General features: G+C 73.9%; 17 protein-coding genes. All 17 read left to right on the top strand.

Going from position 1 to position 19,201, the window contains the following annotated elements:
- The first annotated feature begins 7 nt into the window (after positions 1–7).
- Positions 8–1,534 carry a hypothetical protein gene (locus BRM1_RS09710; RefSeq protein WP_268525519.1) on the top strand — a complete coding sequence of 509 codons (1,527 nt, stop codon included), beginning with the start codon at positions 8–10 and terminating at the stop codon, positions 1,532–1,534.
- Positions 1,535–1,752: 218 nt separating this feature from the next.
- Positions 1,753–2,043: a 30S ribosomal protein S6 gene (gene rpsF / locus BRM1_RS09705; RefSeq protein WP_160954351.1), complete on the top strand. Its 291-nt coding sequence runs from the start codon at positions 1,753–1,755 to the stop codon at positions 2,041–2,043.
- A 47-nt stretch (positions 2,044–2,090) separates the two neighbouring features.
- Positions 2,091–2,726: a single-stranded DNA-binding protein gene (locus tag BRM1_RS09700; RefSeq protein WP_160954350.1), complete on the top strand. Its 636-nt coding sequence runs from the start codon at positions 2,091–2,093 to the stop codon at positions 2,724–2,726.
- Positions 2,727–2,756: 30 nt separating this feature from the next.
- Positions 2,757–2,996, top strand: a complete 240-nt coding sequence (rpsR, locus tag BRM1_RS09695; RefSeq protein ID WP_160954349.1) for a 30S ribosomal protein S18 — start codon at positions 2,757–2,759, stop codon at positions 2,994–2,996.
- Positions 2,997–3,015: 19 nt separating this feature from the next.
- Positions 3,016–3,474, top strand: coding sequence for a 50S ribosomal protein L9 (gene rplI / locus BRM1_RS09690; protein WP_160954348.1), 459 nt, complete (start codon positions 3,016–3,018; stop codon positions 3,472–3,474).
- Between the two features lie 226 nt (positions 3,475–3,700).
- Complete coding sequence (locus BRM1_RS09685; protein ID WP_268525514.1) at positions 3,701–5,152, top strand: DUF445 domain-containing protein; 1,452 nt, start codon at positions 3,701–3,703, stop codon at positions 5,150–5,152.
- Complete coding sequence (locus BRM1_RS09680) at positions 5,149–7,146, top strand: GAF domain-containing protein (protein ID WP_268525512.1); 1,998 nt, start codon at positions 5,149–5,151, stop codon at positions 7,144–7,146. Before BRM1_RS09685 ends, BRM1_RS09680 begins: the two co-directional genes overlap by 4 nt.
- Before the next feature lie 101 nt (positions 7,147–7,247).
- Positions 7,248–8,507: a hydroxymethylglutaryl-CoA reductase, degradative gene (locus BRM1_RS09675; protein WP_160954105.1), complete on the top strand. Its 1,260-nt coding sequence runs from the start codon at positions 7,248–7,250 to the stop codon at positions 8,505–8,507.
- A complete protein-coding gene (locus BRM1_RS09670) occupies positions 8,507–9,469 on the top strand; it encodes a hydroxymethylglutaryl-CoA lyase (RefSeq protein WP_160954106.1) in 963 nt (320 codons plus the stop codon). Before BRM1_RS09675 ends, BRM1_RS09670 begins: the two co-directional genes overlap by 1 nt.
- Before the next feature lie 58 nt (positions 9,470–9,527).
- Entirely contained in the window at positions 9,528–9,977 is a 450-nt protein-coding gene (locus BRM1_RS09665) for a hypothetical protein (RefSeq protein ID WP_160954107.1), read from the top strand.
- Positions 9,970–11,373: a tripartite tricarboxylate transporter permease gene (locus tag BRM1_RS09660; RefSeq protein WP_160954108.1), complete on the top strand. Its 1,404-nt coding sequence runs from the start codon at positions 9,970–9,972 to the stop codon at positions 11,371–11,373. Before BRM1_RS09665 ends, BRM1_RS09660 begins: the two co-directional genes overlap by 8 nt.
- 88 nt (positions 11,374–11,461) lie before the next feature.
- Positions 11,462–12,349, top strand: a complete 888-nt coding sequence (locus BRM1_RS09655; protein ID WP_326956779.1) for an ABC transporter ATP-binding protein — start codon at positions 11,462–11,464, stop codon at positions 12,347–12,349.
- Positions 12,346–13,866 (top strand): FtsX-like permease family protein, encoded by a 1,521-nt coding sequence (locus BRM1_RS09650; protein ID WP_268525508.1) that lies wholly within the window; start codon positions 12,346–12,348, stop codon positions 13,864–13,866. The genes BRM1_RS09655 and BRM1_RS09650 overlap by 4 nt, the downstream gene beginning before the upstream one ends.
- Positions 13,867–14,047: 181 nt before the next feature.
- Positions 14,048–14,854, top strand: coding sequence for a MerR family transcriptional regulator (locus BRM1_RS09645; protein ID WP_268525506.1), 807 nt, complete (start codon positions 14,048–14,050; stop codon positions 14,852–14,854).
- Positions 14,855–15,008: 154 nt separating this feature from the next.
- The gene (gene dnaB, locus BRM1_RS09640) at positions 15,009–16,358 is read left to right on the top strand and encodes a replicative DNA helicase (RefSeq protein WP_160954111.1); all 1,350 of its coding nucleotides are present in this window, start codon (positions 15,009–15,011) and stop codon (positions 16,356–16,358) included.
- Between the two features lie 182 nt (positions 16,359–16,540).
- Positions 16,541–17,338, top strand: a complete 798-nt coding sequence (locus BRM1_RS09635) for a class I SAM-dependent methyltransferase (protein ID WP_268525505.1) — start codon at positions 16,541–16,543, stop codon at positions 17,336–17,338.
- Between the two features lie 62 nt (positions 17,339–17,400).
- On the top strand, positions 17,401–19,200 hold the full coding sequence (locus BRM1_RS09630; protein ID WP_160954113.1) for a bifunctional 3'-5' exonuclease/DNA polymerase: 1,800 nt from the start codon (positions 17,401–17,403) through the stop codon (positions 19,198–19,200).
- The last annotated feature ends 1 nt before the right edge of the window (position 19,201 follow it).

Raw genomic sequence — 19,201 nt, 5'->3', positions numbered from 1 at the left:
GGGGCGCATGCGCACGCACGCCGATCCCGCCGATCTCGCCGCCCCCCTCCTGGGCGGGCAGCCCGGCCGCCACCGCGCGCCCGGGGGAGCGCAGTGGTCGCTGCGCACCGCCACCGCGGCGCTCCTGCTGCTGGGGCTGACCTGCGTGCTCGGCGTGCTCAAGACCGGTTCGTGCCTGGCGCGCGGCTTCGAGCTGCCGACGGCGGCCAACCGGATGTGCGCCAGCCCCGTGGCGAACGCGGCCCTGGGCGCCTCGTTCCCCGCCGCTCCGGGCAGGGCACGGGGAGACCTGGCCGGCTTCTCGCCGGTGACGTGGTGGTTCGTCCAGCTGGCCCAGTCGACGGCCGGACCCGACTCCGCCGCGGTCATCATGTCGTTCGTCCTGCTCATCAACGTCCTCGCGATCGCTGCGGCCGGGGTGGCGCTGCTCATGCTGGCCCGCAGCCGTGCCTGGACCGCCGCGGCGTTCGCCTCGCCGGTCATCCTCTTCTCCCTCGGCCAGTCCTTCGACGCCGTGGGGATCGCCTGCGCCCTGTGGGGCGTGGTGCTGCTGCGCGCCTGGGGTCCGGGACCGCGCAGCGCGATCGGCGCGGGCGCGCTGCTGGGCTTCGCGGGCATCGTCAACCCGCTGGGCTTCGTCGTGCTGCTGGGCCTGCTGCTCCACCTCATGACCGCCCGGCGCAGCTCGGACGGCCTGGTCGCGGCCGGTTCCGCGATCATCGTCGTGGGCGTCGTCACGCTCTTCGACGGCAGGATCGTGGGCCGCTTCGCGGCCTGGTACGCGGACTCCGTGGACCGCGGCACGCTGGCGTCCCTGCTCAGCTATCAGGCGGGCATCGACACCCGGGTGCTGGGCGCCGTGTTCACCGGCGCGTGGCTCGTGGCCCTGGCGGCCGCGAGCGCGCTGTTCCTGCGCCGCGCCGCGCGCACCGGCGAGCCCGTGGGCGTGGCCGCCCCCATCGCCGCGCTGCTGGCCATCAGCCTCCTGACGATGCCGGCGGCGCCCGTCCAGAACGCCCTGTGGCTCGTCCCGTTCGCAGCGCTGTGCGTCCACCGGCTCTGGGTGCAGGTGGGCTGGATGCTCGCGGAGGCGGCGCTGTTCGCAGCGGTCAGCCTGGGCGACTCCGGCACACTGGACTCGGCCAAGGGCCTCTCGCCCATGTGGGTGGCGATCTTCACGCTGCTGCGCATCGCGGCCCTCCTCGCCGTGCTCATGTGCGCCTGGGCCGCCGCCGAGGCGCCCGCGGGCACCGTTGCCGACCCCGCTGCCGGGGACGACGGCGGAAATCGCGCGACGAGCCCCGAGGACCCCGGCGCCGCGCCCGCAGCCCACGAAGTCGCGCCCGCAGCCCAGGACGGCGCGCTGGGCTTCGGCCCCGAGCCGGCGACCGGACCCGCGGGGGAGCGGGCCGAGGCGCAGGCCGCCCGGTCCGAGCCGACCCCCGGGGCGGAGCGCGCGCCCGGGGCGGAGAGCGCCCCGGCGGCACCCGGGCAGCCCGCGGGAGCGCACGCCGCCTCCGAGCCCCGGGCGTAGGGCGCGCGGCGCCCGGCCCGCGCCTCGGCGGCGGAGCCCACCCGGTCCCCCGAGGTGCGCTGTCCACAGGCACGCAGGGGGAATCGACACCGCGCCCGGTGCCCACTAGACTGGGCGGGTCTGTGCGCCGCCGGAGAAGCCGGCGGGACGCAGACGCGCATACACCCTCCTGCCGCGGAACGACCGCGGCCGTGAAGACCAGAGGAGGTGGGTTATACGTGCGTCACTACGAGGCAATGATCATCCTCGATCCGGAGCTCCAGGAGAGCTCGCTCGGTGCCACCATTGAAAAGCTGCTCAAGGTGATCCCCGCGGACGGCGGAACCGTCGACAACGTGGACATCTGGGGCCGTCGCCGCTTCGCCTACGAGATCCAGAAGAAGACCGAGGGCTACTACGCCGTCGTCGACTTCCACGCGGAGCCCGCAACGACGAAGGAACTCGACCGCCAGCTGGGGCTCAACGAGTCCGTGCTGCGCGTGAAGATCCTCCGCCCCGACGCGAAGTAAGACCATCCGCCCGGAATCCGGGCACCCCTGACCCGTAAGGAGCCGCCATGGCCGGCGAAACCATCATCACCGTCGTCGGGAACCTCACCGCTGATCCGGAGCTCCGGTTCACGCCCAATGGCCCGGCAGTCGCCAACTTCACGGTGGCCTCCACTCCGCGCACCTTCGACCGCCGCACCAACGAGTTCAAGGACGGGGAGACGATGTTCCTCCGCTGCTCGGTGTGGCGCGAGGTCGCGGAGAACGTCGCGGAGTCGCTGTCCCGCGGCTCCCGCGTCATCGTCCAGGGCCGGCTGCGCTCGCGCACCTTCGAGACGAAGGAGGGAGAGCGCCGCACGGTGTTCGAACTCGACGTCGACGAGGTGGGCCCGAGCCTGCGCTACGCCACTGCGAACGTGACGAAGAAGGAGCGCTCCGGCGGCTTCAACGGCGGCGGTCAGGGCGGCGGCCAGTCCGGCCAGGGCTTCGGCGGAGGCAACTCCGGCGGCGGCTGGGGCCAGAACTCCGGCGGGGGCAACTCCGGCGGGAACTGGGGCCAGGGAGGCCAGAACCAGGGCGGATACGGTCAGGGCAATCAGGGCGGCTACGGCTCAGGCCAGCCCGCGGAGGATCCGTGGGCGTCGTCCAATCCCCAGAACGGCGGCGGGTGGGGCAACACCACCAACGACGAGCCCCCGTTCTGATCGACACACACTTTTCAACAGGAGAACACCATGGCAAAGCCGGATACCCGGAAGCCGATCAAGAAGAAGGCGAACCCGCTCAAGCCGGGCGAGGCCGCTTCGATCGATTACAAGGACACCGCAACCCTGCGCAAGTTCATCTCTGACCGCGGCAAGATCCGTGCCCGCCGCGTCACGGGTGTGACGGTGCAGGAGCAGCGCGTCATCGCCAAGGCAGTCAAGAACGCCCGCGAAATGGCCCTGCTGCCCTACACGGGCTCGACCCGCTGATTCGAAGGGGGAAGCAGACATGGCTACCAGGAAGCTCATTCTCAGTCAGGAAGTCGACGGCCTCGGTGCCGCCGGCGACGTCGTCGAGGTGAAGGCGGGCTACGCCCGCAACCTCCTGCTCCCGCGCGGCTGGGCCACCCCGTGGTCCCAGGGCGCGCAGAAGCAGATCGACTCGCTGCGCCGCGCCCGCCAGGCCCGCCAGCTGGCGGACCACGACGAGGCGATCGCGCTCAAGGGCACGATCGAGTCGACGACCGCGCGCGTGGAGATGAAGGCCGGCAAGGGCGGTCGCCTCTTCGGCGCCGTCACCCCCGCCCTCGTCGCCGAGGCGCTGTCGAAGGCCACCGGCCACACGTTCGACCGGCGCCAGGTGGCGCTCGGCCAGCACGTGAAGTCGACCGGCTCCTACACCGCCACCGTGCGCGTGCACGACGAGATCACGGCCAACGCGAAGTTCGACGTCATCGGCAAGGCGTGATGCGCTGAGCGCATCCGCCGCCGGCGGTATGAGGCGCCCGGACCCCACGGGGTCCGGGCGCCTTCGCGTACCCACCCCGGACGGCCGCCGAACCGGATTGTCACCGGCCGGGGAGGGGGACGGCCGCCGCCCCGGGGGCGCACGGCCGAGCGGGGAGGCGGAGCGGGTGCGGGGCACGTCGGCGCGCACGCGCGAGGAGCGGACCGCGGGGTGGAAGAATATCCGCATGACCGCACCCTCCGATCGACCGGGCGGCGCCGAGGCGCTGCCCGAGCGACCCTCCTCTCCGCCGGCGCCCCGGGCACCGGCCGGCCCCGCAAACGCGCGGGCCGGTTTCGCCCCCCAGGATCACGGCCAGGACCCGCCCGCGGGACGCCCGACGACGGGGGCTGCACGGCGCGCCGAGCCCGCCGGCCCCTCGGCGCCCCCCGAAGCCGGGGACGAGGCCGAGCGCGCCGCCGGCCTGCGCCGGATGCGCATCATCGCCACCGGCCTGCTCGTCCTCGCGGCCCTCGTCTTCGTCTCCATGCACGTCTTCACCGACGTCCACGGCTTCTGGGGCTTCGTCGCCGCGGGCGCCGAGGCGGCCATGGTGGGCGCGATCGCCGACTGGTTCGCCGTCACCGCCCTGTTCCGCCACCCCCTGGGCCTGCCGATCCCGCACACCGCGATCATCCCGCGCAAGAAGGACGTGCTGGGCGAGAGCCTGTCGACGTTCGTGGCGCTGAACTTCCTCAAGGCCTCGACCGTGGCCCCGAAGATCCGCTCGGCGCGCGTCACCCAGCGGGCGGGCCAGTGGCTGCTCGCACCCGACCACCAGGACCTGCTCGTGGCCCGGGCCGGCCAGGGACTCGAGTACGTGCTGGGCCGCGTGGACGACGGCGCCATCGAGGCCCTCACCCGCAATGTGCTCATCCCCAAGCTCGTCGCCACGCACAAGACCCCCGTGCTCGCGCGGCTCATCGCGGAGATCGTCGAGGACGGCGCCCACCACCGCCTCGTCGACCTCATCGTCGCCGAGGCCCACGTGTGGCTCGAGGCCAATCCGCACGTCATCGACGAGATCGTCGCCCAGCGCAGTCCGGAGTGGATGCCGCGCTTCGTCAACGACACGCTGTCCAACCGGCTGCGCCGCGAGGTGCTCGGCTGGGTCGCAGCGGTGCGCGACAGCCGTGAGCACAAGGCGCGCCAGGCGCTCGACCGGTGGCTGCTCGAGCTCTCCGGTGCCCTGGCGCAGGACACCTCGATCGCGCGGCGCACGGAGGGCGTCCTCGACGACCTCCTGCGCGAGGAGGGCGTCGTGCACTCCGTGCTCGACATCTGGGGCTCGCTCAAGCGGCTGCTGCGCTCCGCGGTGCTCGAGGACGGCGGCGAGGTCCACGCCCGGATCCGCTCGCTGCTCGACGACGTCGCGGTGCGGATGACGAGCGACGAGGCGTTCGCGGACCGGCTCAACGACCAGCTGGCCACCGCGGCGGGCGACCTCGCGGAGTCGTTCGGAGCGGAGATCGCGAGCGTCATCTCCGACACGATCGCCTCGTGGGATGCCCGGGAGGCCGCGGAGAAGATCGAGCTCTACGTCGGCAAGGACCTCCAGTACATCCGTATCAACGGCACCGTGATCGGCGCCCTCGTGGGCATCGTCATCCACGCGTTCACCCTGCTGCTGCCCGCATGAGCCCGGGCGCCGATGACGCCGCCGAGCTCTCCGCGTCCGCCGCGCGGGCCGCGCTGAGCTCCGGGCCCGATGCGCTGGCCGGCCTGGGGGCGGGCCTCGCGGCTGCGGGGCTGGACCCCGCCCAGCGCGCGGCCGTGCTCGCGGCGGTGGGCGGGACGGCCGAGGAGGCGAGCCGGCTGCGCCAGCGCGGCGCCGAGCTCACCGCCCTGGCCGAGAGCGCCCGCATCCTCGCCACGGAGACGGACGTCGACGCCGTGCTCGCCCATGTGGTGCGCATGGCGCACGACCTGGTGCTCTCCGACGTCGCCTACCTCTCCGCGTTCGACCCGCAGACCGGTGAGCTGCGCGTGCGCGCCACCCACGGGGTCGTCACCGACGACTTCGCGCGCATCCACGTGCCGGCGGGAATCGGGCTGGCCTCGCTCATCGCCACGACCCGGCGGCCGCAGGCGATCGCGGACTACCGCGCCTCGGAAGCGATCGCGCACTCGCCGCAGATCGACCGGGCGATGGAGGGCGAGGCGATCGCCTCGATCGTGGGCGTGCCGCTCATCGCCGGTGAGGAGCTGCTGGGCATCCTCTTCGCGGGCGTGCGCCGCAGACACGAGTTCCGCCCGGCCGAGCTCGCGATCCTCAGCGCACTCGCCGACCACGCCGCGATCGCGCTGTCGCGCTCGCACAGCTTCCGCGAGCTGCGCGCCACCGTCACCCGGGCCCAGGCGAGCCAGGCCCGCCGCGACGCGGAGGCCAGCGCGGAGCGCGAGCTCGCCGCGCGCGTCGATGCCCTCTTCGAGCTCGTGCTCGCCGATGCCCACCCGGCCGAGCTCGTCCGCGCGCTCGGCGCGGCCCTCGGGCTGCCCGCGACGCTCGTGGCCGGCGACGACGCGTGGTCGAGCGCCCCCGGCGCACCGGCCCCCGCCGCGGTGCGCGCGGCCGCGGCGGGGGCCGCCGCCGGGCGGGTCCACCGCGCCGCGGGCGTCGACGGCGCCGATCTGGCCTGCGCGGTCGTCGAGGCGGATGCCGCGGGCAGCGCCGTGCTCGCCGTGGCACTGGGGGAGCGGGCGGAGCCGAGCCCCGTCGTGGGCAGCGCGCTGCTGCGCGGGGCGCGCATCTGCGTCTGCGCGTGGCGCCTGCAGGAGGCCCAGCTCGCGCGCGAGGCCGGCGACGACGATCGGCTCGTGGCGGCACTCCTCGCCCCGGGGGACGCCGCGCGGTGGGTGCTGGGGGGAATGCTCGCCCGCGGGGTGGAGACCACGGCCGTGGCCCGCGCGTGGGTCCTCGCGGCCCCCGAGGCGGCGCTGCGGCGGACCCGGCTGCGGCTGCGCGCGCTGCCCGGGGTGCTCGTCGGCATCCACGCCGGGGCGCTCTACGCCGCAGCAGCGCACGGCGCCGCGGACAGCGCAGCCGCGGTGCTCGGGGAGGAGGCACCCGGCCGCGGACCCGCGCTTGCGACGGCCCTCGGCCCGGCGGGCGACACCGCGGCGGCCAGTACCGCGGCGACCCAGGGTGCGCCCCGCGGGGAGGCGACCGGTCCCGGTGCCCTGCGCTCGGCCTGGCGGCGGGCGGCCGCGCACGCCCGCCTGGCCGTGGCCCTCGAGTGGACGGGCGTCATCGCGCTGGCCGAGCTCGCCCCGGTCTCCGGGCTGCTGAGCGCAGAGCGCAGCGTGCTCGACGAATTCGTCGAGCGCCAGCTCGGCCCCCTGCGCCGCGCCGATGCCGCGCGCGGTTCGCAGCTCGCGCAGACCCTCACGGCCTATGTGCGCGCCGGGCGCAGCCCCAGCGCGACTGCGCGGGACAGCGGCTACCACCTCAACACCGTCACGCAGCGCCTGCGGCGCATCGACGCGCTCCTGGGCCCCACGTGGCGCGAGCCCGAGCGGATGTTCGCGCTGGAGGCGGCGGTCCGGCTGGACGACCTCGACCGGCGCCTGCGCCGCCTGGGGTGCGCAGGCGAGTGTGTCGATCGCACACCGCAGCGGGGGCATGGTGTGTGATTCGCACCTCGCCGCCCGGCCCGCCGCACCCTAGCCTGGGAGCGTCGGCGGGCTCGCCCCGGGGCCGTCACCGCAATCGCAACGAGGCGAAGGAGAACGCCATGGACTCACGCTGGTCGGGACTCAAGGACATCGCTCCGCAGGAGCGCCTGCGCGGCACCGCCGAGCGCACCGGGATCGACCCGGACGCACTGCGGGCGCTCGACCCCCGGGAGGGGCTGTCCACCGCGGACGCCGACGTGCTCGTCGAGAACGTCATCGGCGTCATGGGCGTCCCGGTGGGCCTCGCGCCGAACTTCATCGTCGACGGCGAGGCCGTCCTCGTCCCGATGGCCACGGAGGAGCCGTCGGTCGTGGCGGCGGCCGCGAACGCCGCGCGCCTCGCCCGCGAGTGCGGTGGGTTCTCCACGAGCTCCACCGGGCCCGTCATGATCGCCCAGGTGCAGATCATCGGCGCCGCGGACCCCCATGCGGCGGCGGCCCGGGTGCTCGAGGCCTGCGCCGAGCTGCGGGAGGCCGCGGACGCGGTGGACCCCATGCTCGTCTCGCTGGGCGGCGGCTGCCGCGATATCGAGGCGCGCGTCGTGCACACGCGCCGCGGCCCCCAGGTGGTCGTCCACCTCATCGTGGACGTCCGCGACGCCATGGGCGCCAATGCGGTGAACTCGATCGCCGAGAGCCTCTCCGACCGCATCGCGCAGCTGGCCGGTGGCCGCGCCCTCATGCGCATCCTCAGCAACTACGCCGATCGGCGGATCGTGCGCGCCCGCGCCGTGTTCTCCGCCGCGCAGCTGGGCGGGGCGGCGGTCGTCGAGAACATCCTCGATGCCGCGGCGCTGGCGGAGGCTGACCCCTACCGCGCCGCCACGCACAACAAGGGGATCATGAACGGGATCTCCGCCGTCGTGCTCGCCACCGGCAACGACACCCGCGCCGTCGAGGCCGGCTGCCACGCGTACGCGGCGCGCTCCGGGTCGTACAGTGCGCTCAGCCGCTTCGAGGCGAACGCCGCCGGCGACCTCGAGGCCAGCATAGAGGTGCCCATGCCCGTGGGCCTCGTGGGCGGGGCGACCCGCTCCAACCCCGTGGCGCGCGCCGATGTCGCGATCATCGGCACCGACAGCGCCGACCGGCTGGCCCGCGTCATCACCGCGGTGGGGCTGGCGCAGAACGTCGCCGCCGTCCGCGCCCTGGCCACGGAGGGCATCCAGCGCGGGCACATGACCCTGCACGCGCGCACGGTCGCCGTCTCCGCCGGCGCCCAGGGCGAGGAGATCACCGAGGTCGCCCGGCGCCTCGTCGCCTCGGGCACCGTGCGCGCGGACCGGGCCGAGCAGGTCCTCGCGGAGCTGCGGCGCTGATGGCGGGCGATTCGGGGGCCCGCACCTGGACCGCGCCGGCGCGGGCGGTCAGTGCCGCGGCGGGTGCCGAGCGCGCTGTCCGCGTCCACGAGGTGGGCCCGCGCGACGGCCTGCAGGCCGAGGACGCGCCGCTGAGCGCACAGCTGAAGATCGACTTCTGCCGGCGGCTGCTCGCCGCCGGCGTGCGCTCGCTCGAGGCCGCCTCGTTCGTCCACCCGGGCCGCGTGCCGCAGATGGCCGATGCCGAGGAGGTGCTCGCCGGCCTGGCAGGGCAGGCCGGCGCCGAGCTCGTCTCGCTCGTGCCCAACCCCCGCGGGCTCGAGCGGGCCCTGACCGCCGGCGCCGCCTCGGTCGCCGTCTTCGCCAGCGCCACGGAGGCATTCGCGCGCGCGAACCTGGGCACGGACCGCGACGCGAGCATCGCGACGGCCGGCAGGGTGGCGCGGGACGCTGTGGCCGCCGGCTCCGCCGTGCGCGGCTACCTGTCCATGTGCTTCGGGGATCCGTGGGAGGGCGCGGTGGACCCGGACGCGGTGGTGCGCGCCGCCGAGGCGCTCCGCGCCGCCGGCTGCCAGACGGTCGTCATCAGCGACACGATCGGCGTGGCCCATGCGGGCCAGGTCGAGGACATCCTCGGCCGGCTGCACGGTGCGGGATTCGCACCCGATTCGCTCGCCCTGCACCTCCACGACACCTACGGTCAGGCGCTATCGTGTGTTGACGTGGCACTGCGCGCCGGGATCCGGCAGTTCGACTCCTCGGCGGGCGGCCTGGGGCGCTGCCCGTTCGCGCCCGGTGCCACCGGCAACCTCGCCACCGAGGACCTGCTGTGGATGCTGCACGGCATGGGCTTCGAGACCGGAATCGACCTGCGCGCCCTCGCCGCGGCGACGGATGCCGTCGACCGCGCGCTGGGCCGCAGCACCACCTCGGCGGTCAAGCGCGCCCTCGACCGCGCCTGAGCCGCCGCACCACGACGAACCGCGCACAATGGGGCGCGCAGCGAAAGGGACCGCCACGATGCGATCTGACCCGGCGCCGCAGGCGCAGCCCGAGCCCGCGGGCGAGTACCTCTTCGTCTGGGGCGACACCGTGGTGGGCCGCCGCCTGCTCATCGGCGTGGGAATCGCCGTGCTCGGCGCGCTCGCGGGGCTCTACGGCGGCCAGGCGGTGTTCACCGCGCTGCTCGCCGACGCCAAGCTCGTCCACGTGTGGTCGCTCATCACCGGGATCCTCGGCAGCGTCGCCGCTGGCATCGTGACCGGGATGCTCTTCCGCCCGGCCCGCACGGTGACCCAGGACGCCACGGGCGCCGCCCGCAGCGCCGCCGTCGTGCAGGAGATGGCGGCCTCGCCCCAGGGCCTCGGCACGCTCGAGCAGGCCTCGCCGCTGTCGCGCCGCGAACTGGACGAGGCCGGTCTCACCCCCGTCTTCGAAGAGGCCCAGCGGACGGAGCGCGAGCATGGCTGAACTCGTCGCCAACATCCCGATCGCCGTGCTCATGGCGGTCATCGGCTCCCTCGTGTTCACCCTCATCGGCGTGGTCTCCGGCACGGATGAGACGGCGACGATCGCCCCGCTCACCCTGGCCGTCATCCTGCTGGGCGTGCCCCCGGCCGGCGTGTTCACGTTCTTCCTCGCCGGCGCGATCTCGAAGCACATGACGCACGCGATCCCCACAATGCTCCTGGGCATCCCCGGTGACACGACGGCCGTGCCGCTGCTGGAGGAGGCGGACCAGCTGCGCGCGCTGGGCGTCCCGCACCTGGCGCTGCGCAAGGCGGTCGCCGGCGCGCTCGTCTCCGCCGTCATCGCGGTGCCCGCCGCCGTGCTCTTCGCCTGGATCCTCTCCCCGTTCGGCACGCTCATCGAGACGTGGGCGCCGTGGATCTTCCTCCTCGCCGCGGCGGGGATCGCGTACGCGTCGAAGGCGAAGTTTGCCGGCGTGCTCGCGCTCATCCCGTTCACCGCGCTGGTCCTGGGGCTGCAGGCGTGGACCGCCGGCTCCGGGGTCAAGCTCGCCACCAGCTACTTCCTGGGCATCGCGATCGGGCCCATGATCTTCGACCTGCTGCGCGTCCTCGTCCCGGCCAACCGGACGGCCATGCGGCGTGCCGAGCCCTCCGCGGTCTTCCTCGCCCCGCCGGTGAAGGCCGCGGTGGCCCAGGGCGGTCGGCGCCGCCGCTGGGCCTCGAGCCCGTTCGCGCTGCTCGACCGCCGCCAGGTGGGCGCGGTGGCGGGCACCTCCGTGGTCTCCAGCGCCACGTTCGTCTTCTCGCCCGTCGCGATGACGGTCCTCATGGGCGAGCTGGTGCGCGGGCGCATCAAGCAGGGCTACGAGCGCCTGACCACGGTGCTCACCGCCAAGAACGGCACCACCGAGTCGACGTACATCGCCGAGGCGCTCATCCCGCTCATCGCGTTCGGCCTGCCGCTCAGCCCCGTGGCGGCGGGCCCGGCCGCCCCGCTGTTCAACGCGCCGCCGGTGTTCTCCACCGATGCCAGCACAGGGGCGCACACGAACCTCTCGTCGTTCCTCAGCCAGCCGGAGTTCCTGGTCTTCGGACTGCTCTCCGTCGCCGTCTCCGCGCTCATCGCCTACCCCTTCGTCATGCGGTTCTCCCACACGGCGGCCCGCTTCGTGGTCCGCCACGTCAGCCACGAGGCGATCATCGCCGCGTTCACGGCGCTCGTCATCGTCGTGAGCCTCTGGGAGGGCGGCATCATGGGTCTCGTGGTGACCCTGACGATCGGCGTGGTCAGCGGTGCGCTCATCCGCGCGCTCAAGCTGCACGCGGGCGTGCTGTTCATGGGCTACTACGTCGCGGTGCTCAGCGTGCCCGGGATCGTGAAGATGCTCGGCTGAGCCCCCGGACCCGCCTTCGGGTTTTCCACCCCCGGGCGGGCGGATTGCTCCATGGCGGCCCGCCCCGCCTGCGGGCGAGAGTGGAGCCATGAACACGCAGAAGCTATGGGACGCCCCGCCGGCTCCCGCCCACCGTCCCCACTCATCGCCCACCGCGCTCGTGGGCGGCCCGCCCCTCATCACCGCCCAGGGCCTGGGGAAGGCCTATGGGCCCACCCAGGCGCTCGCCGGAGTCGACCTCGCGGTGCGCGCGGGCGAGTCCGTGGCCATCATGGGCCCGTCGGGCTCGGGCAAGACCACCCTCCTGCACGTCCTGGCCGGGATGGTCCTCCCGGACCGGGGGCAGGTGCGCATCGCCGCCTCCGAGCACACACCCCAGGTCGAGCTGAGCGCAACGTCGGAGGCCCAGCGCACCCGCCTGCGCCGGGAGGCCTTCGGCTTCGTCTTCCAGGAGGGGCTGCTGCTGCCCGAGCTCAGCGCGGAGGACAACGTGGCGATCGCGGCGATGATGAAGGGCATGCCCCGGGCCGGCGCCGCGGCGCTCGCCCGCGACTGGCTGGGCAGGCTGGGCCTCGCCGAGCACGCGGCCAAGCGGATCGGCCAGCTCTCCGGGGGCCAGGCGCAGCGCGTGGCGATCGCGCGCGCCCAGATCACTGAGCCCGGGATCGTCTTCGCCGATGAGCCCACCGGGGCCCTGGACTCCACCACCTCCGCCGAGGTGCTCGCGCTGCTGCTGCGCACCACGGCCGGGCGCGGGCGCACCCTCATCCTCGTCACCCACGACGAGCAGGTGGCAGCCGCGTGCTCGCGCACCGTGCGCCTCTCCGATGGCAGGATCGTCTCCGACACCGCCCACGGCACGACGGCCCACCCTGCCCCGCAGGCCGGGTTCGCACCCGCCGGGGCGCAGACCGGATTCCCACCTGCCGGGGCGCCGGCCGCGCAGGCAAGCGCGTGGCAGGGGGGCGCACGATGAGCGCCCACACCGCAGTCGACCGGGCCGCTGCCGACCGGGCAGCCGGCTTCACCGCGGGTGCGGAGCGGGACGCCGAGGGCACGGGCCCCGCGCCCACCGGCGGTCCGGCCGACGCACCCCGCCCGGACGCGCCCTCGGCCGCCGCCCGGCCTGCCGCGTTCGGCGCGCGCGGCTCGCTTGCCACCGCGCGGCGGCTGGTGCCGCTGCTCGTGGGCTGGCGGAGCATCGCGAGCGTGCCCGGCATGCTCATGGTCGCGGCCTTCGCCGCCTGCTCGGCGCTCTTCCTCACGGTGGCCGGCGGGCTGTGGGCCTTCCTCCAGTGGCCGCCGCTGGATGACAGCCTCGACGTGCTCTACAAGGGGCTCGCCGCCATTGCGACCGCACTGCTCGTGGTGCCCGCCGTCACGCTGGGGCAGTCCGCGGCCACGCTGTCCGCCCGCCGGGAGGACGAGCGGCTGTCCACGCTGTCGCTGCTGGGGGCCTCGCGCACCACCGTCACGCTCGTCTCGCTCGCCGAGCCGCTGCTCATGGCGGCCCTGGGCACGCTGGCCGGTATCGCGGGTTACCTGGTGCTGGCGCTGCCGCTGAGCCGGATCCCGTTCCAGGGCCACGGCCTGGGCTATGACGCGATGATGCTGCCCTGGTGGGTGCTGCTGCTCGCCGCGGCGGGGCTGCTCCTGGTGAGCGCCTGCAGCGCGCTCGTGGGCCTGCGCCGCATCGCAATCTCGCCTTTGGGCGTGCGCACGAAGTCCCTGGAGGCCCGCTTCCCAGTGGGGCGGATCATCGCGGGCGCGCTGCTCGTGCCCGCCTGCGGGATCGCCGTGTTCGTCAGCAAGGCGGGGACCACCGTGGCGGTGATCTGCGCGGGCCTGTTCGCGATGATCCTGCTGGGCATGCTGCTCGTCGACGTGCTGGGCGTGCTGTTCGTCCGCCTCGTCGCCTGGGCCCGCGGGCGCCGCGCGCGCTCGGCCCACCAGCTCATCGCCGCGCGGCTCGTGAGCGCCTCGCCCAAGCAGTACTGGCGGCGGGTCTCCGGGCTCGCGCTGACGGCGTTCACCGCGACGTTCGCCGGCACCGGGGTCGCCCTCATCGGCGCGGCCGGCAGCGAGGGGCTGACCGGACCCGAGCGCTACCTCATGGACGACATCCTCACCGGAGTCCTCCTGACCCTGGGCATCGCGTTCCTCTTCATCGCGGCCTCGGCCGTCATCAACCAGGCCGCGGACATCTACGACCGCGCCGCCACCTACCGGGAGCTGCACGCCGCGGGGATGGCGGAGGAGACGGTGCGCCGGATCAACGTCAGCGCCGTCATGATGCCGGTCGTGTGGGTCTCCGCGTTCGCCGGCGGGCTGGGCCTGTTCCTCGTGCTGCCGTTCGCCGGGATGGCCCTCGTCATGAAGCCGGCGACGTTCCTCGTGCTCCTCGGGTCCATCGTCGTGGGTGCGCTCATCGTCCGCGCGGGGCTGCTGGTGACGAACCCGCTCGTGCGCAGGGTCACGCTCTCCCAGGGCTGAGGCCCGCCGCGCGCCGGCCGCTGGCCGTGCAGGTGTGCCGCCCCGCGCCCGAGGTGCGGTTCCGGATTCGCCCGGGCCCGCACCTCGGGCGCGGGGGCGGCCCGTCTGCTGGGCGAAGCGCCGCCTTGACCCTGACGCGACGTGAGGGACCAGCCTGCGGGGTGTGGGAGATGATGAGCGGATGAGCAGCGCAGCCGAGCCGGACGAGGGGCTCACGGTGGGCGCCACCGCGCGCGCCGTGGGCGTGAGCGTGCGGGCGCTGCACCACTGGGACGAGATCGGGCTGGTGAGCCCGAGCGCGCGGACCTGGGCGGGCTACCGGCTGTATGCGGGCTGCGACATCGCCCGGCTGCAGCGGGTGCTCGTCTACCGCGAGCTCGGCATGCGCCTGGACGAGATCGCCCGGGTGCTCGACGACCCGGACGTGGACGTCGCTGGCCACCTGGTCCGACAGCGGGAGCTGCTCGCCGCTCGCATCGACCGCCTGCAGGAGATGGTCTCCGCAGTCGATCGGATGATGGAGGTCCACAGGATGGATGAGAGGCTCACACCGCAGGAGCAGGCGGAGGCGTTCGGCAGCCAGTGGGACGACCGCTACGCCCAGGAGGCGCAGGAGCGCTGGGGCGATACGCCGGAGTGGGAGCAGTCGGAGCGGGTGAAGGCGCAGCTGAGCGCCGCGGACTGGGAGCGCGTGCGCGCCGAGGCGGAGTCCTTCGAGGAAGACCTCGCCGCGGCGTTCGCCGCAGGGACGGCGCCGGGCTCACCGGCCGCGAATGCGCTGGCCGAACGGCACTTCGCCCAGATCGGGCAGTGGTTCGACATGACGCACCAGAAGCAGGTGCTCATCGCCACCGGCTACGTGCAGGACCCGCGCTACGTCGAGTACTACGACCGGCTCGGGGCGGGGCTGACCGCCTGGCTCAAGGAGGTCATCGACGCCAACGCGCGCGCCCACGGCGTGGATCCGCAGGCCGCGCGCTGGGAGTGACCGGCGCAGGGCCCGGTGGCGCCGCGAGCGGCGTCGCCGGGTCCGTGCCGGACGGTAGTCTTAGGCGTGCTCTCCCCGGGGGCGAGGTGCGCGGGCGCGCGGTGCTGGCCGGCGCCGCGGGCGCGGGAGAGGCGAGTGCGATGGGACGGAGACGATGAGCGAGACGGACAACTGGCAGCGGGCGGAGGCGGGCCTGCGCACGCCCCCGCAGGATCTCGAGGCCGAGTCGAGCGTGCTGGGCGGCATGATGCTGTCGAAGGACGCGATCGCCGACGTCGTGGAGAACCTGCGCGCGGACGACTTCTACAAGCCCGCCCACGAGACGATCTACGACGCGATCCTCGATCTTTACGCCCGCGGTGAGCCCGCGGACGCCGTGACCGTCGCGAATTCCCTGTCGAAGACCGGTGGCCTGGCCCGCGTGGGCGGCGCAGCCTATCTGCACACGCTCATCGCGTCGGTCCCCACGGCCGCGAACGCGGGCTTCTACGCCAACATCGTGCGCGAGCAGGCGCTGCTGCGCCGGCTCGTCGAGGCCGGCACGCGCATCGTGCAGATGGGCTACGACGCGGAGGGCGACACCGACGACCTCGTCAACCGGGCGCAGTCCGAGGTCTACCAGGTCACCGAGCGCAACGCGTCCGAGGACTACGTGCGCCTGTCCGAGATGATCAACCCGGTCATGGAGGAGATCGACCGGACCGCCTCGCACGGGGACGACACCGTGGGCGTGCCCACGGGCTTCTACGAGTTCGACGAGCTCACCAACGGCCTGCATCCAGGGCAGATGATCGTCATCGCCGCCCGCCCCGGCGTGGGCAAGTCGACGCTGGCACTCGACATGGCGCGCTCGGCGGCCATCCACCACAGCCAGGCCACGGTCGTGTTCTCCCTGGAGATGGGCCGCCAGGAGCTGACGATGCGCCTGCTGAGCGCGGAGTCGGGGATCCCGCTGCAGTCGCTGCGCCGCGGTGAGCTCGCACAGTCGGACTGGACGACGCTGGCGTCCGTGACGGGCAACATCAACGACGCGCCGTTCTTCATCGACGACTCGCCCAACATGGCGCTCACGGAGATCCGCGCGAAGTGCCGGCGGCTCAAGCAGCAGCACGATCTGAAGATGGTCGTCATCGACTACCTGCAGCTCATGAGCTCCGGCAAGCGCGTCGAGTCCCGTCAGCAGGAGGTCTCCGAGTTCTCCCGCTCGCTCAAGCTGCTGGCCAAGGAGCTCGAGGTGCCCGTCATCGCGCTCTCCCAGCTCAACCGGTCCTCCGAGCAGCGCACGGACAAGCGCCCCATGATCTCCGACCTGCGCGAATCCGGTTCGATCGAGCAGGACGCGGACATGGTGCTCCTCATCCACCGCGACGACATGTACGACAAGGAGTCCCCGCACGCCGGTGAGGCCGTCATCATGGTCGCCAAGCACCGCAACGGGCCGACCGGCGACATCACGGTGGCCTTCCAGGGTGCGCGCTCGCGGTTCGCCAATATGCCGCGGTAGGGGCGGGGTCAGCGGGGTCGGAGTGCGCTCGCCGGTGTCGCTCGGCTCATCGGCCGCAGCGCTGAGACCCCGCATCTCGGTTCGCGCGGGCGCCCTTCCGCGGCCGACCGAGCAGTGGTTGGCTTGAGGCAGCGCCGTCCAGTGCTCAGCCGGCGGCGCGTCGTAGCCACAGGGAGGCGGAAATGAACGCGCAGGCCCCGATCCCCTGCGCCGGCCGCCGAGCGGAGGACGCCCCCGGTCACTGGCTCCTGGCGCGGCTGGGAAAGCGCGTGCTGCGGCCCGGCGGTCTCGGGCTGACCCGCGCGCTGCTCGCCCATGCGCAGCTGCGCGGGGCGGATGTCGTCGAACTCGCACCGGGGCTGGGGCGCACGGCCGTGGAGATCCTGGCGGCCGCACCCGCGTCGTACACAGGAGTGGAGAAGGACCCGGACGCCGCGGTGCAGGCGGAGATCGCGGTGGGCCCCCGGGCGCGGATCGTCGTCGCCGATGCCGCGAAAACGGGACTGCCCGACGCCTGCGCCGATGCCGTCGTGGGCGAGGCGATCCTCACGATGCACACGGATGCCGCGAAGACTGCCATGATCGCGGAGGCGGCCCGGCTGCTTCGCCCCGGAGGCCGCTATGCCATCCACGAGCTCGGGCTGCGCCCAGACGGCCTCGATGACGAGACCAAGACGGCCCTGCGCCGGCAGCTGGCCCGCGCGATCAAGGTCAACGCCCGCCCCCTCACCGTGGCGGAGTGGAGCGCACTGCTCGAGGACGCCGGACTCGTGGTGGAGTGGACCGACACCGCGCCCATGGCCCTCCTCCAGCTGCGGCGCAATCTCGCCGACGAGGGCGTGCGCGCCACCCTGCGCATCATCGGCAACATGCTGCGCGACGCTCAGGCGCGGCGCCGCGTCCTGGGCATGCGCGCGGTGTTCCGCGCTCATCGCCATAGCCTGTGCGGCGTCGCCCTGGTGGCGCGCAAACCCGCATAGCCCGCGGGCCCGAGTGGACCGCCCGCACGTGCCGCTCCCGCGCGGGGCAGTAGCGTGGCCCCATGAGCTCAGAGGCCGAAGCCGGCGCATCCGTGTGGCTGCTGGGCACCCGACCAGAGGACACGGCATCCGGCCTCCCAGCTCCCCACTCCGCTCGCGGCGTCGTGGCGGTGGAACTGGACGGCGCCGGTGAGCCGAGCGCGCGCCGCGAATTCGATGCCAGTGAGCTGCCCGGCTTTGTGCGCGCCCGCGCAGGGCGCCCGACGCGCTTTGCCTTCAGCGATACGCCCCTGTGGTATCCGCCGCTGCTGGCCGCCGGGGTGACCATCGAGCGCTCGCGGGACCTGCGCCTGGCGCATGCGATCCTCGCGGGTGCGCAGGCGCTCGCCGGCGCCCCGGAGGGCCGGGCGCTCGCCGCTGCGCAGGAGTGGGCCGCACCCCCGCTGACCGAGGTGGAGGATCTGCGCGGCGAGGCGCTGTTCGACGTCGAGGAGTTCGGCTCCGAGCGGCGCCGGGCGCGCACCAAGCAGGTGCCCCACGACATCGACTCCGCGCTCGCCGAATACCGGCGACAGGAGCGGGCCATCGCGGCCTCTGCCCAGCCGGCCCGTCTGCGCCTGCTGCTTGCCGCCGAATCCGCCGGCGGGCTTGTGGCCGCGGAGATGCAGGCCGCCGGGGTGCCGTGGGACGTGGCCGAACACGACCGGATCCTCGCGGAGCACCTGGGGCCGAGGCCCATGGAGGGCGCCAAGCCCGCCAAGATGCTCGAGGTCGCCCAGGAGGTGCGGGCGGCGCTGGGCGATCCGCGCGCCAACCTCGACTCACCACCGCGGCTGCTCCAAGCCCTGCGCAACGCCGGGATCAACGTGGCCTCCACCTCCAAGTGGGAGCTGCGCGAGCACGACCACTCGGCTGTCGAACCGCTGCTGCGCTACAAGAAGCAGGCGCGGCTGCTCGCCGCGAACGGCTGGAACTGGCTGGACGAGTGGGTGCGCGATGGCCGCTACCGCCCTGTCTACGTGCCCGGCGGGGTCGTGACCGGGCGCTGGGCGGCCAGCGGCGGCGGGGCGCTGCAGATCCCGCGCCAGCTGCGCCCGGCCCTGCGCGCGGATCCCGGTTGGACGCTCATCTCCGCAGATGTCGCACAGCTCGAGCCCCGGGCGCTCACCGCCATGTCCGGGGACCGCGCCATGGCCGAGGCCGGGCGGGGCCGCGATCTCTACTCCGGCCTCGTGGAGGAGGGCATCGTCGGCACGCGCCAGGAGGCGAAGATCGCGGTCCTGGGAGCCATGTACGGCTCGACGACGGGGGAGAGCGGACGGCTGGTGCCGCGCCTGCGGACAAGCTTCCCCGCGGCCATGGCGCTCGTCGACTCCGCCGCCGAGGTGGGCCGCAGGGGCGGGCGCGTGTCCACCTGGCTGGGCCGCACCTCACCGGAGCCCGACGAACGGTGGCGTGAAGCGCAGGCGCGCGGGAACAGGTTCGACGCGAGTCCCCAGGATGAGAACCGCGCCCGGCGGGCCGCCGGCGACTGGGGTCGCTTCACACGCAACTTCGTCGTCCAGGGCACCGCCGCCGAATGGGCGCTGGCGTGGCTTGCCGACCTGCGGCTGCGCCTCGCCCAGCTTCCCGCGACAGGCGGTGAGCCGGCCCGCGCCTCGGGACCGGTGTTCGAGCGGCGCGCCCATCTGGTGTTCTTCCTCCACGACGAGGTGATCGTCCACGCCCCGCTGGAACAGGCCGAGGTCGCGGCACAGGCCATCCGCGAGGCCGCCGCGAGTGCGGGGCGGGTCATGTTCGGCCAGGCGCCGGTGGACTTCCCGCTCGACCTCACGGTGGCCGAGCGGGCGGCAAAGGGGTAGG

Source organism: Brevibacterium sp. BRM-1, assembly GCF_026802075.1.
Classification (GTDB): domain Bacteria; phylum Actinomycetota; class Actinomycetes; order Actinomycetales; family Brevibacteriaceae; genus Brevibacterium; species Brevibacterium rongguiense.
This window is presented reverse-complemented; position numbering and strand designations above follow the sequence as displayed.

Excerpts from the sequence above, each read along its gene's own strand:
- BRM1_RS09710 (WP_268525519.1), top strand. The coding sequence starts at position 8 with ATGCGCACGCACGCCGATCCCGCCGATCTCGCCGCCCCCCTCCTGGGC.
- BRM1_RS09700 (WP_160954350.1), top strand. The coding sequence starts at position 2,091 with ATGGCCGGCGAAACCATCATCACCGTCGTCGGGAACCTCACCGCTGAT.
- rpsR (WP_160954349.1), top strand. The coding sequence starts at position 2,757 with ATGGCAAAGCCGGATACCCGGAAGCCGATCAAGAAGAAGGCGAACCCG.
- rplI (WP_160954348.1), top strand. The coding sequence starts at position 3,016 with ATGGCTACCAGGAAGCTCATTCTCAGTCAGGAAGTCGACGGCCTCGGT.
- BRM1_RS09685 (WP_268525514.1), top strand. The coding sequence starts at position 3,701 with ATGACCGCACCCTCCGATCGACCGGGCGGCGCCGAGGCGCTGCCCGAG.
- BRM1_RS09680 (WP_268525512.1), top strand. The coding sequence starts at position 5,149 with ATGAGCCCGGGCGCCGATGACGCCGCCGAGCTCTCCGCGTCCGCCGCG.
- BRM1_RS09675 (WP_160954105.1), top strand. The coding sequence starts at position 7,248 with ATGGACTCACGCTGGTCGGGACTCAAGGACATCGCTCCGCAGGAGCGC.
- BRM1_RS09670 (WP_160954106.1), top strand. The coding sequence starts at position 8,507 with ATGGCGGGCGATTCGGGGGCCCGCACCTGGACCGCGCCGGCGCGGGCG.
- BRM1_RS09665 (WP_160954107.1), top strand. The coding sequence starts at position 9,528 with ATGCGATCTGACCCGGCGCCGCAGGCGCAGCCCGAGCCCGCGGGCGAG.
- BRM1_RS09660 (WP_160954108.1), top strand. The coding sequence starts at position 9,970 with ATGGCTGAACTCGTCGCCAACATCCCGATCGCCGTGCTCATGGCGGTC.
- BRM1_RS09655 (WP_326956779.1), top strand. The coding sequence starts at position 11,462 with ATGAACACGCAGAAGCTATGGGACGCCCCGCCGGCTCCCGCCCACCGT.
- BRM1_RS09650 (WP_268525508.1), top strand. The coding sequence starts at position 12,346 with ATGAGCGCCCACACCGCAGTCGACCGGGCCGCTGCCGACCGGGCAGCC.
- BRM1_RS09645 (WP_268525506.1), top strand. The coding sequence starts at position 14,048 with ATGAGCAGCGCAGCCGAGCCGGACGAGGGGCTCACGGTGGGCGCCACC.
- dnaB (WP_160954111.1), top strand. The coding sequence starts at position 15,009 with ATGAGCGAGACGGACAACTGGCAGCGGGCGGAGGCGGGCCTGCGCACG.
- BRM1_RS09635 (WP_268525505.1), top strand. The coding sequence starts at position 16,541 with ATGAACGCGCAGGCCCCGATCCCCTGCGCCGGCCGCCGAGCGGAGGAC.
- BRM1_RS09630 (WP_160954113.1), top strand. The coding sequence starts at position 17,401 with ATGAGCTCAGAGGCCGAAGCCGGCGCATCCGTGTGGCTGCTGGGCACC.